13 protein-coding genes are annotated in these 15,051 nt (G+C 44.9%); 10 read left to right on the top strand and 3 right to left on the bottom strand.

Annotated elements, in window-relative coordinates; genetic code table 11:
• Positions 1-8: 8 nt before the first annotated feature.
• From RH88_RS03035 to map, 3 genes are all read right to left on the bottom strand, one after another.
• Complete coding sequence (locus RH88_RS03035) at positions 9-392, bottom strand: DUF3461 family protein (protein WP_005593378.1); 384 nt, start codon at positions 390-392, stop codon at positions 9-11.
• 144 nt (positions 393-536) lie between these two features.
• Entirely contained in the window at positions 537-3,197 is a 2,661-nt protein-coding gene (gene glnD, locus RH88_RS03030; RefSeq protein WP_277422377.1) for a bifunctional uridylyltransferase/uridylyl-removing protein GlnD, read from the bottom strand.
• Between the two features lie 53 nt (positions 3,198-3,250).
• Positions 3,251-4,129 (bottom strand): type I methionyl aminopeptidase, encoded by an 879-nt coding sequence (map, locus tag RH88_RS03025; RefSeq protein WP_005593376.1) that lies wholly within the window; start codon positions 4,127-4,129, stop codon positions 3,251-3,253.
• A gap of 391 nt (positions 4,130-4,520) precedes the next feature.
• On the opposite strand from map, the gene rpsB reads away from it, so the two are divergent.
• From rpsB to RH88_RS02975, 10 genes are all read left to right on the top strand, one after another.
• Positions 4,521-5,249, top strand: coding sequence for a 30S ribosomal protein S2 (rpsB, locus tag RH88_RS03020; protein WP_005593375.1), 729 nt, complete (start codon positions 4,521-4,523; stop codon positions 5,247-5,249).
• Positions 5,250-5,372: 123 nt separating this feature from the next.
• Positions 5,373-6,218, top strand: a complete 846-nt coding sequence (gene tsf / locus RH88_RS03015) for a translation elongation factor Ts (protein WP_005593374.1) — start codon at positions 5,373-5,375, stop codon at positions 6,216-6,218.
• 152 nt (positions 6,219-6,370) lie between these two features.
• A complete protein-coding gene (gene pyrH, locus RH88_RS03010) occupies positions 6,371-7,102 on the top strand; it encodes a UMP kinase (protein ID WP_005593373.1) in 732 nt (243 codons plus the stop codon).
• A gap of 109 nt (positions 7,103-7,211) precedes the next feature.
• Positions 7,212-7,769 carry a ribosome recycling factor gene (gene frr, locus RH88_RS03005; RefSeq protein WP_005593372.1) on the top strand — a complete coding sequence of 186 codons (558 nt, stop codon included), beginning with the start codon at positions 7,212-7,214 and terminating at the stop codon, positions 7,767-7,769.
• 93 nt (positions 7,770-7,862) lie between these two features.
• Positions 7,863-8,618 (top strand): polyprenyl diphosphate synthase, encoded by a 756-nt coding sequence (gene uppS, locus RH88_RS03000; RefSeq protein WP_005593371.1) that lies wholly within the window; start codon positions 7,863-7,865, stop codon positions 8,616-8,618.
• 10 nt (positions 8,619-8,628) lie between these two features.
• Positions 8,629-9,471: a phosphatidate cytidylyltransferase gene (locus RH88_RS02995; RefSeq protein ID WP_005593370.1), complete on the top strand. Its 843-nt coding sequence runs from the start codon at positions 8,629-8,631 to the stop codon at positions 9,469-9,471.
• A gap of 45 nt (positions 9,472-9,516) precedes the next feature.
• The gene (gene ispC / locus RH88_RS02990) at positions 9,517-10,725 is read left to right on the top strand and encodes a 1-deoxy-D-xylulose-5-phosphate reductoisomerase (RefSeq protein ID WP_005593369.1); all 1,209 of its coding nucleotides are present in this window, start codon (positions 9,517-9,519) and stop codon (positions 10,723-10,725) included.
• Positions 10,722-12,080, top strand: coding sequence for a sigma E protease regulator RseP (gene rseP / locus RH88_RS02985; RefSeq protein WP_005593368.1), 1,359 nt, complete (start codon positions 10,722-10,724; stop codon positions 12,078-12,080). Before ispC ends, rseP begins: the two co-directional genes overlap by 4 nt.
• Before the next feature lie 39 nt (positions 12,081-12,119).
• Positions 12,120-14,522: an outer membrane protein assembly factor BamA gene (bamA, locus tag RH88_RS02980; protein WP_005593367.1), complete on the top strand. Its 2,403-nt coding sequence runs from the start codon at positions 12,120-12,122 to the stop codon at positions 14,520-14,522.
• 24 nt (positions 14,523-14,546) lie between these two features.
• Positions 14,547-15,047: an OmpH/Skp family outer membrane protein gene (locus RH88_RS02975; protein ID WP_174269635.1), complete on the top strand. Its 501-nt coding sequence runs from the start codon at positions 14,547-14,549 to the stop codon at positions 15,045-15,047.
• The last annotated feature ends 4 nt before the right edge of the window (positions 15,048-15,051 follow it).

Genomic DNA, 15,051 nt, shown 5'->3' with positions numbered 1-15,051 from the left:
CTCGCTTCTCACTTCAACTTTTCTAGATCCGCTTCTATCTCTGCGATCTTACTCGACACGACTTTTTCCAAATGGCGTAAATCAGATAAGATTTTCTGTTTTACATCCACCTCTGCCAATTTTACCGGCTTGGTGATCTTGTTTAGCTCATCAATGACCAAGGTGAGGTTGCGGTTGATTTCGGTAACTTCTTTGTATTTATGGCTACCACTATCAACTAAAACGTTTTTGATCTGGCGTGGGTATTTGAATTTAACGCTTTTGGCGAACAATTCGCCCTTTTGTTTACGGAAATAGATTTTTAACACGTCTTTATGGGCTTCTTGACGCAAAGAATAACGTTCAATCTGCTGCGGATCTTGAATGCCTAAACCGATAAGATTTGCAAACATAGGCTACCTCATAAAATAGGGTGAAAGTGGCTTACTCTTCAATGACTTCGAGAATGATGTCGAGTATTCACCCATTTAATGTAGCAGCCTATACTGATTGGAGGTAGCCGCCTTACTGGCTATTTTATCAACTTGTGGTCGAGATCAGTTTGGTGCGAGTTCCTCAACGTTAGCGCATAAAGCCTCGCGCAATAGGCTCTTTTCTTGTTCACTAAGCTTGCCGCCTTCAGTGCCAGTAATGATAAACAAATCTTCGGCTCGCTCCCCAATCGTGGTGATTTTTGCAGCGTGGAGATTAATATTGAGGTCGGCAAATGTTGCCCCAACAGTGGCCAATAAACCAGGGGTGTCTAATGCGACAAACTCCAACGTGGTGCGTTTTTTACTTTTACTTGGTAAAAAATCCACTTTGGTTTTTACCTTAAAGTGCTGCAAGTTACGTGGCGTGCGTCGGGTGCGGATCTTAGTTGGTCGGCCATCTTGTAGTACGTGAGTTAAATGCTTAATGACGGCCTTATGGCGGCCAACTTCAATCGCATCACCATGCTGGTCTAATACCATAAAAGTATCGAGTACATAACCGTCTTTGCTGGTCATGACCTGCGCGTCATGAACGTTGAAGTTACGCCTGTCCAGTTCTGCTACCACGGTGGCAAACAGCGCGTGCTGGTCTTTATGGTAAACAAAGACTTCGGTGCCACCGCGTGTGGCTTTTTCGCTGATCAACACCAATGGTTTGCTTGGATCATCGTGGCGCAGTAGGTGGCTACAATGCCACGCAATTTGTTTATGCGTATGACGCAGGAAGTAATCGGCTTTAAAGCGTTGCCATAACACTTCAATTTCTCTGGCGGTAAAGCCCTCTTTACGCAGCACGGCTGAGGCCATTTGTTGGTTGTGGCGGATACGCTCGCGCACATCAACGGGGTTTTCTAAGCCGCGTCGCAGAGCTCGTTGAGAGGAATAGAAGAGCTCCGCCAGTAAGGTGCGCTTCCAGCTGTTCCACAACTCGGGGTTAGTCGCACAGATGTCGGCAACGGTTAGGCAGACTAGGTATTCGAGATACTCTTCATCTCGTACTAGCTTGGCAAATTCGGTGATCACTTCTGGATCGTAAATATCACGACGTTGAGCGGTAACTGACATCAGTAAGTGATGACGTACTAGCCAAGAGACTAAGTTGGCTTCTGGCGTTGAGAGGCCATGTTCCATACAGAAATCATACGCTTCTTTGGCGCCAATCACTGAGTGGTCTCCGCCACGTCCTTTACCGATATCGTGGAAAATAGCGGCAATGATCAGCAGTTCTTTCTTTTGGATGCGCGGATATACCTCGCAGCAAATAGGGTGTTTGCCGTGGTTTTTTGCATAACTAAAAGTATTGATATGTTTGAGCAAGCGCATGCTGTGTTCATCCACGGTGTATACGTGGAATAGGTCAAACTGCATTTGACCAACAATTTGGCTCCACTGCGGTAAATAGGCGGCTAATACACCTAATTTGTGCATCAAGCTAAATGCTTTATGCAGCGCGTTGGGGTGGCGACATAGTTCCAAAAACTTTTCTCGAGCCGCAGGTATGGTATGGAGAAATTTGTTGAGGCGACGACGAGCCGTTCGTAGCTGGCGCAGTGTTGGCGGTGCAACGCCTTCAATAGTTGAGTCATTGGCGATGAGCAAAAACATGTCCAAGATGGTTTCTGGGCGAGCTTGAAACAGCGCAGGTTTACGAGCTTCGATTAAGTTACCGCGCCGTTGGAAATCGTCGGTGATGATTTGCGGTGGACTTTCTGTGCCGTTATTTAGGATCGCTTGATCAAACAGTTTGAGCAGCATTTTATTAAGTTCAGCCACACGGCGTAGTGTGCGGTAAAACTCTTTCATCATCATTTCCACGCCGCGATTGCCTTCGCCAACAAAGCCGAGGTTTTCGGCAACTTGGGCCTGATGAGCAAAGGTGAGGCGATTATCGTAACGACGTAGTTCGATATGCAGCGCAAAGCGCACTCGCCATAAAAAATCCTGACACTCGACCAGTTCACGATATTCCGCATCGGTTAGAAAGCCGTAACGGCTCATCTCGAGCAGGGAGGTTGCGCCAAAGTGGCGTCTAGCAACCCAGCTTAGAGTATGGATATCTCGCAGACCACCAGGCGTTGACTTGATATCAGGTTCAAGGTTGTAGGTGGTGTCGTGATAGCGTGCATGACGGTTTTTTTGTTCTTGAACTTTGGCTTTGTAGAAGGTTTCGCTTGGCCAGAATGATTCTGAGTGAATCACCATTTTCAGCTGGTGGAAAGTATCTTCACAACCACACAGTAAGCGGGATTCTTGTAGATTGGTCGCGACGGTAAGATCGGCGCGACCGATTTCAGCGCATTGCTCAATGGTACGGACAGCGTGACCGATCTCTAGGCGTAAGTCCCACAGCAAAGTAATAAATTCACTTACCTTGCTGGCTAAATGCTCAGGTAAGTTTTTTTTCGACACGATCAGCATGTCGATATCGGAAAGAGGGTGAAGTTCTCCTCGGCCATAACCGCCCACGGCCACCAAACTGATATTGGGTAAGCGAGCAAAACCAAAATGTTGCCACAAACGGTTGAGCAGTAAATCGGTATATTCGGCGCGACCGAGTACTAGATCATTGACTGGATGGTGGTTAAGGAACTCTTTTCGTTGATAGTCAGCAAACTGCTCTAATTGAGCTTTCAGCTCGCTAATATTAATTTGCTCGTCACTGAATGTGAGCGGGGATTGAAAAGGCATAGTGGCTTCCGTGCTGAGTTGTTGATTGCACTTTATCAAATTCGGTAAGACAAAAAAATATCCCCGCAAAAGCGGGGATAGGGAAGATATTATGCGTTTTTCATCAAACGAGGGATGCTTTCATCACTGCGTAGAGTGAAGACTTCACAGCCATCTTTGGTCACCATTATGGTGTGCTCGTATTGAGCTGATTTTTTGCCGTCACCGGTGTATACCGTCCAATCGTCTTGCGCGTCGACGGTACAGCCAAATTTACCCGCATTGATCATCGGTTCAATGGTGAAGCACATGCCTTCTTTTAGTACGCGGCGATCGTTGTTTTTGTAATGGACCACTTGTGGTTCTTCATGGAATTCATTACCGATGCCGTGGCCACAAAAATCTTTCACGATAGAGAACTTATTACGTGGGTTATTTTTGTTGTTGGTTTTGATGTGCTTTTCAATCGCAGTACCGATGTCACCCACCGTTGCACCTGGTTTTACTTGCTTCATGCCGACATACAGTGCTTCTTGAGTGACCATACATAGACGCTTGTCTTCAGGTGACGCATCACCAACGAAGAACATTTTAGACGTATCGCCGTGGTAACCTTCCGGACGCACGCTGAGATCGGCGTTTTCATCGTCAGGAATGATCACAGTGATGTCGACGTTAATGATGTCGCCATTTTTAAGTACAGCTGGCTTCATTTGGCCATTGCTACCCATTTCATCTTGCGTCGCAGGAATGCCGTGACACACGATGTGGTTAATAGAAGTACAGATTGATTTCGGGAAACCATAGTAGTCAAGTGGGGCAGAATATGCGCCTTTTTCTAGAGCATAATCGTGACAGATTTGGTTCAACGTGTCGGTGTTTACCCCAGCTTTAATATGAGGTTCGATCATTTCTAGAATATCGGCAGCTAGGCTACCTGCGATGCGCATACGTTCGACTTCTTCAGCCGTTTTGATCTTGATTGACATTGGCTTTTCTCTACTTACTCAACGGCACAAAAATGTGCGGATTACGCTATTTTAACAGGAACAACTGAGAATGTGTATTTGTGTTATTTAGCGAAACCCAAATCCGCTGTTAAAGAGAAGGGCTGCAATTGCAGTAAAAGGAATTTTTACTAGCCAAAACGTAGTGAAATATGGTATAAAGCGCGCCGGAAACATCGTCCGTTCTCTTTGTTGAGGGTGACTTTAGCAGCGAAGCTGACGAGTTCCATAAACTTATATCTTTAAATCACACACATTCCGACACATGTTCCGGGGTGCCTCAGCTGTAAAACTATTTGTGCTTTAACAAATAGATGTTGGAGGTCGGATTCATGGGGGATGTGGAGGCCTAACCCCATTAGAGGATTTTAAAATGGCAACTGTATCAATGCGCGATATGCTGAAAGCTGGTGTTCACTTCGGTCACCAAACTCGTTACTGGAACCCAAAAATGAAGCCATTCATCTTTGGTGCTCGTAACCGCGTTCACATCATCAACCTAGAAAAAACTGTACCAATGTTCAACGAAGCTCTAGCTGAACTAGCTAAAGTTGGCGAGAAGAAAGGTAAAGTTCTATTCGTAGGTACTAAACGCGCTGCATCTGAAGCTGTTAAAGAAGCTGCAATCGCAAGCAACCAGTACTACGTTAACAACCGCTGGTTAGGCGGTATGCTAACAAACTACAAAACTGTTCGTCAGTCTATCAAACGTCTTAAAGAGCTAGAAGCTCAAGCTCAAGACGGTACTTTTGATAAACTAACTAAGAAAGAAGCTCTAATGCGTACTCGCGAAATGGAGAAGCTAGAGAAATCTCTTGGTGGTATCAAAAACATGGGCGGTCTACCTGACGCGCTTTTCGTTATCGATGCTGATCACGAACACATTGCGATTAAAGAAGCTAACAACCTAGGTATTCCAGTTTACGCTGTGGTAGATACTAACTCTAACCCAGACGGCGTTGACTACATCATCCCAGGTAACGACGACGCAATCCGCGCTGTTAAACTGTACCTAGACGCTGTTGCGACTTCTGTAAACGAAGGCCGTAACAAAGACGTTGCAGTTGTTGCTGAAAAAGACGGTTTCGTAGAAGCTGAATAATATCGGCTCCGAGCCATACTTGGTTTGTGCATTTCTTGCGCAGACTAAGTTATAGTTATCAGCAGGGGCCGACAATGTAGGCCCCTGTTTTTTACCTTATTTCGAATCAACGAGGAATAGAGAATGGCAACTGTAACTGCTGCTCTAGTTAAAGAACTTCGCGAGCGCACTGGCGCTGGCATGATGGAATGTAAAAAAGCGCTTGTAGAAGCAAACGCTGACATCGAACTAGCAATTGAAAACATGCGTAAATCTGGCGCAGCGAAAGCAGCTAAAAAAGCTGGTAACGTTGCTGCTGAAGGCGCAATCATCATTCAAGAAGCAAACGGCGTAGCTGCTCTTCTTGAAGTTAACTGCCAAACTGACTTCGTTGCGAAAGACGCTAGCTTCAACGCATTCGCTCAAGAAGTAGCAGCAGAAGCTCTAGCTTCTAAAGCTACTGTTGAAGAGCTACAAGCTAAGTTTGAAGACGCACGTGTAGCACTAGTTGCTAAAATCGGCGAAAACATCAACATCCGTCGCGTAGCATACGTTGAAGGCGCATCTATCGCTTCTTACCGTCACGGTGAGAAAATCGGTGTAGTTGTAGCTGGTGAAGGCGAAGCTGAAACTCTTAAGCACGTTGCAATGCACGTAGCTGCTTCTCGTCCTGAGTTCGTAAACCCAGAAGACGTACCAGCAGACGTAGTGGCTAAAGAGCAAGAAGTTCAAGTTGAAATCGCTATGAACGAAGGCAAGCCTCAAGAGATCGCTGAGAAGATGGTTGTTGGCCGTATGAAGAAATTCACTGGCGAAATCTCTCTAACTGGTCAAGCATTCATCATGGAGCCTAAGAAAACTGTAGGCGAAATGCTGAAAGAAAAAGGCGCTTCTGTAACTAACTTCGTACGTCTAGAAGTTGGTGAAGGCATTGAGAAAGCTGCAGAAATGAGCTTTGCTGATGAAGTAGCAGCGGTACAAAAAGGTTAATCCTTAGTTACCCGAAAATTCTGAGACCGTAGCCATGGCTGCGGTCTTTTTACGAATAAGAGATAACAACGAACCGTGATGATTTGGAATTTTTGATTCTGAGTTTTAAATCATGACTGTTAATTGATAACTCCCTTTGGAAGGTAAACTCCATGACAACGAACCCTAAACCAGCATATCAACGTATTCTGTTAAAACTAAGTGGCGAAGCACTTCAAGGCAACGAAGGTTTTGGTATTGATCCTACGATTCTTGACCGCATGGCTCAAGAAGTAAAAGAGTTAGTTGAACTGGGTGTTCAAGTGGGTGTCGTTATCGGCGGTGGCAACTTATTCCGTGGTGCGGGCCTTGCTGAAGCAGGTATGAACCGTGTTGTTGGTGACCATATGGGCATGCTAGCAACGGTAATGAATGGTTTGGCGCTACGTGATGCACTGCATCGTGCATACGTAAATGCTCGCGTTATGTCAGCAATCCCACTTAAAGGCGTTTGTGACGATTACAACTGGGCGGATGCGATTCGTGAATTGCGTCAAGGCCGCGTAGTGATCTTCTCTGCAGGTACTGGTAACCCGTTCTTCACGACAGACTCAGCTGCATGTCTACGTGGTATCGAAATCGAAGCTGACGTGGTTCTAAAAGCAACTAAGGTTGATGGCGTATTTACTTCTGACCCAGTAGCAAACCCAGACGCAGAGCTGTATGATAAATTGTCTTACGCAGAGATTCTTGACAAAGAACTTAAAGTGATGGATTTAGCAGCATTTACTCTTGCTCGCGACCACAAAATGCCAATCCGCGTATTCAACATGAACAAGCCAGGCGCACTACGTCGCGTGGTTATGGGTGAAGCTGAAGGTACGCTAATTAGCGAAAACGCTTAATTTAGTTCACTTGAAGAGTTTAAAGTGCTATTTGCAAAGCAACTAGCACTAAACTTTACTCAGCCCTGTTAGACTCTCTTTGAGAAAGAAGAATCATTAAGGTGAAACCGTGATTAACGAAATCAAAAAAGACGCGCAAGAGCGCATGGAAAAAAGTGTTGAAGCACTAAAGAACAACCTTTCTAAAATCCGTACTGGCCGCGCTCACCCAAGCTTGCTATCTGGTATCTCTGTTGAGTACTACGGCGCGCCAACACCTCTAAACCAAGTAGCAAACGTTGTTGCAGAAGATGCACGTACTCTAGCTATTACTGTATTTGACCGTGAGCTTACTCAAAAAGTTGAGAAAGCAATCATGATGTCTGATCTTGGTCTAAACCCAATGTCTGCGGGCACGATTATCCGTGTTCCACTTCCAGCGCTAACAGAAGAACGTCGTAAGGATCTTGTTAAGATCGTACGTGGTGAAGCAGAAGGCGCACGTGTTGCTGTTCGCAACATTCGTCGTGACGCAAATGGCGATCTTAAAGCGCTACTTAAAGAGAAAGAAATCTCAGAAGATGAAGACCACAAAGGTCAAGATGAGATCCAGAAGTTAACTGACATCGCGGTTAAAAACGTTGATGAAGTACTTGCTGCTAAAGAAAAAGAGTTGATGGAAGTTTAATTCTCAAACATTCATCAAAAAAAAGCGCTGTGCTCGCCGCATAGCGCTCTTTTATGCTACCCTCTGTCACCTGCCCGCAATCCAATAAGCTCTATGCATAACACACAACTCTCACCTGATTTACTCCCTAAACATATCGCTGTCATTATGGATGGCAATGGTCGCTGGGCGAAAGCTCAAGGAAAACCGCGTATTTTTGGCCATAAAAATGGTGTAACAGCAGTTCGTAAAACGATCTCTACTGCCGCGCGCCTTGGTATTAAAGCGGTGACTTTATTTGCTTTTAGTAGTGAAAATTGGCGTCGTCCAGAAGAAGAAGTCGGTGTGCTAATGGAGTTGTTTATCACTGTGTTGTCCACAGAGGTGAAAAAACTGCATAAAAATAATCTACGCTTACGTGTTATTGGTGATACTGCGCGCTTTAGCGAACGCTTACAGAAAAAAATCGCTCAGGCGGAAGCGCTTACTGCGAGTAATGATGGCATGGTGATTAATATCGCAGCCAACTATGGTGGTAAATGGGATATTCTGGAAGCGACGAAATCAATTGCGGCGAAAGTGCAGGCAGGGGAGATGAGTATTGATGCGATTGACGATGATGTCATGACTGCGCATCTTACTATGTCAGATTTACCCGAAGTGGATCTCTTAATTCGCACCAGTGGTGAGTGTCGAATTAGTAATTTCATGCTTTGGCAATTGGCTTATGCGGAGATGTACTTTACTCCGATTTATTGGCCTGAATTTAATGAAGACAGTTTGATTGAGGCGGTGTCTTGGTTTGTTGACCGTGAACGCCGTTTTGGTTGTACTGGCGAACAAGTTAAAGCATTAATGGAATGCAACTAAGGACTAGAGTTTGAAACAAAGAATTATAACCGCGCTTATTCTTGCTCCATTAGTTATCCTTGCGATTTTTAAGCTTTCTTTACCCCTTTTTATAGCACTGATCGCAATGGTGACCTTGATCGGTTTTTGGGAATGGACACAATTTGTTGATGCAAAATCTCGCGTACTTGCTTTAATACCAAGTATTGCGGTGACGATTGCTAGCTTTGTATTTATCCCTTCCGATGCCTTCTCTCTTAATTCTCTCACTAGTGCTCACTATACATTGCTAGCTATTGGCAGTGCCTGGTGGATTATTTCTAGTGTTTTAGCGATTACTTACCCTCGTTCTGCTGCCAGCTGGCAAAACTCTAAGTTATTGCGTCATCTGTTTGGCCTTTTAACCTTGCTGCCTTTTTTGTGGAGCATAGTTATACTGCGTGCGCAGGGAATCACGGTTGAACCATATCATGGTGCTAAACTGGTACTGTATGTCTGTTTCATTGTGTGGGCTGCAGATAGTGGTGCGTACTTTGCTGGTAAGAGCATGGGAAAACGCAAGATGGCACCTCATGTCAGCCCAAATAAAACCATTGAGGGTTTAGTTGGCGGTATCTTAACGGCTTTGTTGGTCGGTTGGGGCACTGCGCAATGGTTTGATATCGAATTTAGCAGTACTAGTGCTTTTGTGCTGATCACGTTAGTCACGGTGGTTATTTCCGTGCTAGGCGATCTGGTTGAAAGCATGTTCAAACGTGTGTCAGGCATTAAAGACAGCAGTAATATTATTCCTGGCCACGGCGGTGTGTTAGATCGTATCGATAGCTTGACGGCTGCATTTCCTGTTTTTGCTCTTCTGTATTTCTCATTTTAAGTATGGTGCGGCCCATGGCCGCACTATCAATGACTGGTTCTCGTAATGCGTAAATTAACAATCCTAGGTGCTACTGGCTCTATTGGCGCTAGCACTTTGAAAGTTATCGAAAACAACCCTGATCAATTTCGTATTGTCGCGCTAGCTGCAGGACAAAATGTTGAGAAAATGGCTCAACTTTGTCTTAAGTGGCAACCTCGTTATGCTGTCATGGCAACTGAGCGAGCGGCGAATGAGTTGAGAAATACGCTACAAACCACCAATGTTAAGACGGAAGTGTTATCCGGAGTGGAGGCGATGTGTTTGGTTTCTTCTTTTGACGAGATCGACACCGTGATGGCTGCGATTGTTGGCGCTGCGGGCTTGATGCCGACGATGGCGGCAGTCAAAGCGGGTAAGCGAGTGCTGCTAGCCAATAAAGAAGCCTTGGTTATGTCTGGCCAGCTTTTTGTTGATGCGGTTAAAGAGAGTGGCGCCGAGTTATTGCCCGTTGATAGTGAACACAATGCTATATTCCAATGCTTACCTCATGAAGTGCAAACGAATCTAGGTCATTGCGATTTGGATCATTATGGGATTCATAACATCTTGCTGACTGGCTCAGGTGGTCCATTTCGTTACAGCGACCTAGCAGAACTGAAAAATGTTACTCCAGAGCAAGCTATTGCTCATCCAAACTGGTCGATGGGGCCAAAAATATCAGTCGATTCAGCAACCATGATGAACAAGGGCTTAGAGTACATTGAAGCTAAGTGGTTGTTTAATGCCAGTCGTGAACAACTTAAAGTCGTTATCCATCCACAATCTGTCATTCACTCGATGGTGCAATATCGTGACGGTTCAACGCTTGCCCAATTAGGCGAACCGGATATGGCCACACCGATTGCTTTAACCTTATCTTATCCTGAGCGTATTCAAGCGGGTGTTAAGCCCTTGGATTTCACTCAAATCGGTGAGCTCACTTTTCTAGCACCTGACTACAATCGTTATCCATGTTTAAAACTCGCGATCGATGCTTGCTACGAAGGTCAACACGCGACAACCGCTCTAAATGCTGCGAATGAAATCGCAGTTGAAGCGTTTTTAAATCGAAAATTACCCTTTACTGACATTGCAGCAGTCAATAGCTGGGTAACCTCAAAAATATGTGCGATGAATGCACAACTGAGTTGCGATAGCTTGGAAAGCATTCTTGAGGTCGATAGAATGGCGCGAGCACTCGCGATGGAATTTATTGGTAGGCATCAAGCATGAGCGGAATATTATGGAACTTTGCCTCGTTCATTGTCGCCTTAGGCATTTTGGTCACAGTGCACGAGTTTGGTCACTTTTGGGTTGCACGTCGTTGCGGCGTAAAGGTTGAACGCTTTTCGATCGGTTTTGGTAAGTCGATTTGGAATAAGATCGGTAAAGATGGCACGGAATACACCATTGCGATGATTCCTTTGGGTGGTTACGTAAAAATGCTCGATGGCCGTGTTGATGAACTTACTGAAGACACCAAGTCATTTGCTTTTGATTTAAAACCACTATGGAAGCGCACCGCGATTGTTGCCGCAGGACCGGTGTTTAATTTCCTCTTTGCTATTTTTGCCTATTGGCTGGTTTTTCTTATTGGCGTACCAGCTGTTAAGCCTGTGATCGGTCAAGTGACCCCTTATTCAATCGCTGCACAAGGCGGTTTAGAATTAGGAATGGAACTAAAGACGATTTCAGGCGTCAAAACCGCGGATTGGGAATCAGTTAATATGGGGTTGGTTTCTCATATTGGTGATGAACGCCTAACCTTGACGGTTGCGCCAGCCAATGAACTCGGATTAGAGCAGCAATTGACGTTAGATATTTCGCAATGGCAGTTTGATCCAGAAAAAGAATCGGCAATGTCATCCCTGGGATTTAAACCTTATACACCTGAGATATCACTGAAATTGCAAACGATCTCTCCTGATGGTGCCGGAGCGGTTGCAGGACTGAAGGTTGGTGATACCTTAACCGCGCTAAATGGTGAACAGATTGCCAATTGGCAGCAGGTGGTTGACGCGATTCGCTCGAATGCCAATCAGGCGCTTGAGCTGACTGTGCTGCGCCAGGGAGAGTTAATTGCATTGACGATTGTCCCTGATAGTCGAGAGTTAAAAGACGGTGAGCGGATTGGTTTTGCTGGAATCGCACCTGAAGTCGCAGAATGGCCGCAAAACTATCGATTCGATCTGCAATTTGGTGTATTTGAATCTATCGGCAAGGCGATTGATAAAACCGGTCAAGTGATTGACTTGACCATTAGCATGCTCAAGAAGTTGATTGTTGGTGACGTGGGGTTAAATAACCTCAGTGGGCCGATTTCGATAGCAAAAGGAGCCGGAGCCACTGCTGATTATGGCTTGGTGTATTTTTTAGGTTTCTTAGCGTTAATCAGTGTCAATTTAGGCATTATAAATTTAGTTCCACTGCCGATGCTCGATGGTGGACATCTATTGTTTTTCGCAATCGAGGCGGTAATTCGACGCCCAGTACCAGAAAAGGTACAGGAAATGGGCTATCGTCTGGGGGGCGCGATCATATTTACACTTATGGCGGTCGCAATTTTTAACGACTTTGCGCGTTTATAAAGTAGATGCAGGTTGTAGTAAGGAATAACTAAAACAAGTATGGCGATGAAAAAAATTCTGTTGGCGACTTTGCTAGCAACGAGCGTATCTGCGAACGGCGCTGAAAATTTTGTTGTGCAAGATATCCAAGTTGATGGCTTGCAGCGTGTAGCTTTGGGTGCTGCACTGCTGAAAATGCCGATTCGTATTGGTGATACAGTCAGTAATCAAGATGTTGCTGGTATTATTCGCGCACTTTATTCAACCGGCAACTTTGAAGATGTCAAAGTTTCACGTGATGGTGATGTTCTGGTCGTGCAAGTGATCGAGCGCCCGACTATTTCAACGGTTTCTTTCTCTGGCAACAGCGCGATTAAAGATGAGCAGCTACAGCAAAACCTTGATGCATCCGGTATTCGTGTTGGTGAGGCGTTAGATCGCACTACGCTATCAAACGTTGAAAAAGGTCTTGAAGATTTTTATTACAGCGTTGGTAAATATAATGCCAGTGTTAAAGCAGTTGTGACGCCTTTGCCGCGTAATCGAACCGATTTGAAGTTTGTCTTCACGGAAGGTGTTTCGGCAAAAATTAAACAAATTAACTTTATCGGTAACCAAGTGTTTAGCGATGAAGATCTGCGTGGTCGCTTTAACCTCAATGAAAATGTCTCATGGTGGAACTTCCTTTCAGATGATAAATATCAGAAGCAAGTTTTGGCGGGCGATATCGAGGCTCTACGCTCGTACTACCTCGATCGCGGTTACTTAAAGTTTCAAGTGACGTCGACGCAAGTTGCCATTTCACCGGATAAGAAAGGGGTTTATATCACCCTTAATATCGATGAAGGCGACCAGTACAGTGTCGAAGATGTTAAATTCCGTGGTGAACTGATTGGCAAAGAAGCCGATTTTGAAGCTTTGGTTCCTTTTGAAGCCGGTGAAGTCTATAACGCATCTCAGGTCACGGGGTTAGAAGGTGGTGTGAAAAAGGTACTGGGTGAAGCGGGTTACGCTTATCCACAAGTACGTACCATTCCTGAATTTAATGAAGAGACTAAGCAAGTCTCTTTGATCGTCAATGTTGAACCGGGCAAGCGTATTTATGTACGTGACATTCGTTTTGTGGGTAACAATGCCACTAAAGATGAAGTGTTGCGTCGTGAAATGCGTCAGATGGAAGGCAGTTGGCTCAATGGCAAAGCACTTGAGACCAGTAAAGCACGTTTGAATCGTCTCGGCTTTTTTGAAACTGTTGATGTACAAACCGTTCGTGTACCGGGTAGTGAAGATCAGGTTGATCTAGTCTACAGCGTAAAAGAAGCAAACTCAGGCAGCGTCAATTTTGGTGTTGGTTATGGCACGGAGTCTGGTGTGAGCTTCCAAGTGGGCTTACAGCAAGATAACTTTGCCGGTAGTGGTAATCGTGTTGGCATTAATGCGATGATGAATGATTATCAGAAGAACTTAACCTTAGAATATCGCGACCCATATTGGAACCTTGATGGTGTTAGCCTTGGTGGTAAGATTTTCTATAACACTTTTGAAGCGGAAGAAGCCGGTATTGTTGACTATACCAATGAAAGTTACGGTACCAGCTTAACTTGGGGTTTCCCGGTTGATGAACTTAACCGTATCGATTTTGGTATTGGTTATACCCATAACAAGATTGGTAATGTGCCAACGTATGATCAAGCTCAACTATTTGCGCAAAGTATTGGTCAAGCCGATGGTGATATCATCACCAATGATTTCGATATTAACTTGTCTTGGACGCGCAATAACTTGAACCGTGGTTACTTCCCGACGGCGGGTAACTATCAACGTGCGTTTGGTAAAATGACAATTCCAAGCTCTGATGCTCAGTACTTTAAGCTGCAATATGATGTGCGTCAGTATGTGCCTTTAACCAAGAAACATGAATTTACCTTGCTAATGCGCGGCCGTCTTGGCTACGGTAATGGCTATGGTGAAACCGATGGTAACGAGAACCTATTCCCGTTCTATGAAAACTACTACGCGGGTGGTTTTACCACGCTACGTGGTTTTGGCTCCAATAGCGCAGGTCCTAAAGCCGTTTATACCAATAACTCAGGTAGTTGCGGTAACAATGGCTGTGTGACCACTACAGATGATTCGGTTGGTGGTAATGCTGTGGCCTTAGCAAGCTTAGAGCTGATTTTCCCAACCCCATTTGCGTCGGAAGAAGTGCGTAGCCAAGTTCGTACTAGTGCTTTTGTTGACGCTGCGAGCGTATGGGATACAGAATTTGTTTATCGTGGCGATATTGGTGATGATAAGTATTATGATTACTCAGATCCAGGCAATTACCGCGCCTCTTACGGTGTCGCTCTGCAATGGATGTCACCAATGGGACCATTGGTCTTCTCAGTAGCGAAACCTATTGAAATTTATGAAGGTGATGACGAAGAGTTCTTCACTTTCACAATCGGCAGAACCTTCTAATTTAAGGAAAATCTAGTGAATAAAATGATGAAAGCGGCTGGTCTTGGCCTTGTAGTAATGACCTCTTCTCTTTTTGCTAATGCAGCAGAAGCCGCTCAGAAGATTGGCTATATCAATACAGCACAAGTTTTTCAAGCGCTGCCGCAACGTGAAGTTGTATTGCAGAAGATGCAAGAAGAGTTTAAGGATAAAGCTGATGAGCTAAAAGCAATTCAAGCGGAAGCGAAGACTAAAATTGAAAAGCTTAAGCGTGATGGTGAGCTGCTAGGCCAAGATGAAATCGAAAAACTACGTATCGAAATCGGTCAGCTGGATAGCAAATACAAGATCAAAGGCCAAGCGCTTGAGCAATCATCAAAGCAGCGTGAAGCGCAAGAAACACAAAAATTATTCAAAGTGATTCAAGATGCAGTAGATAAAATCGCAGCGAAAGAAGGCTACGATATGATTATCGATGCACAAGCGGTTCGTTTCGCTAAGCCAGAGTACAACATCTCTGAAAAAGTAATTAAAGCACTAAAATAAGATT

The sequence above is a fragment of the Vibrio scophthalmi LMG 19158 genome, from assembly GCF_000222585.1.
Taxonomy (GTDB): Bacteria; Pseudomonadota; Gammaproteobacteria; order Enterobacterales; family Vibrionaceae; genus Vibrio; species Vibrio scophthalmi.
Note: the sequence above shows the minus strand (reverse complement) of the source record. Positions and strands in the feature narration are given on the sequence as shown.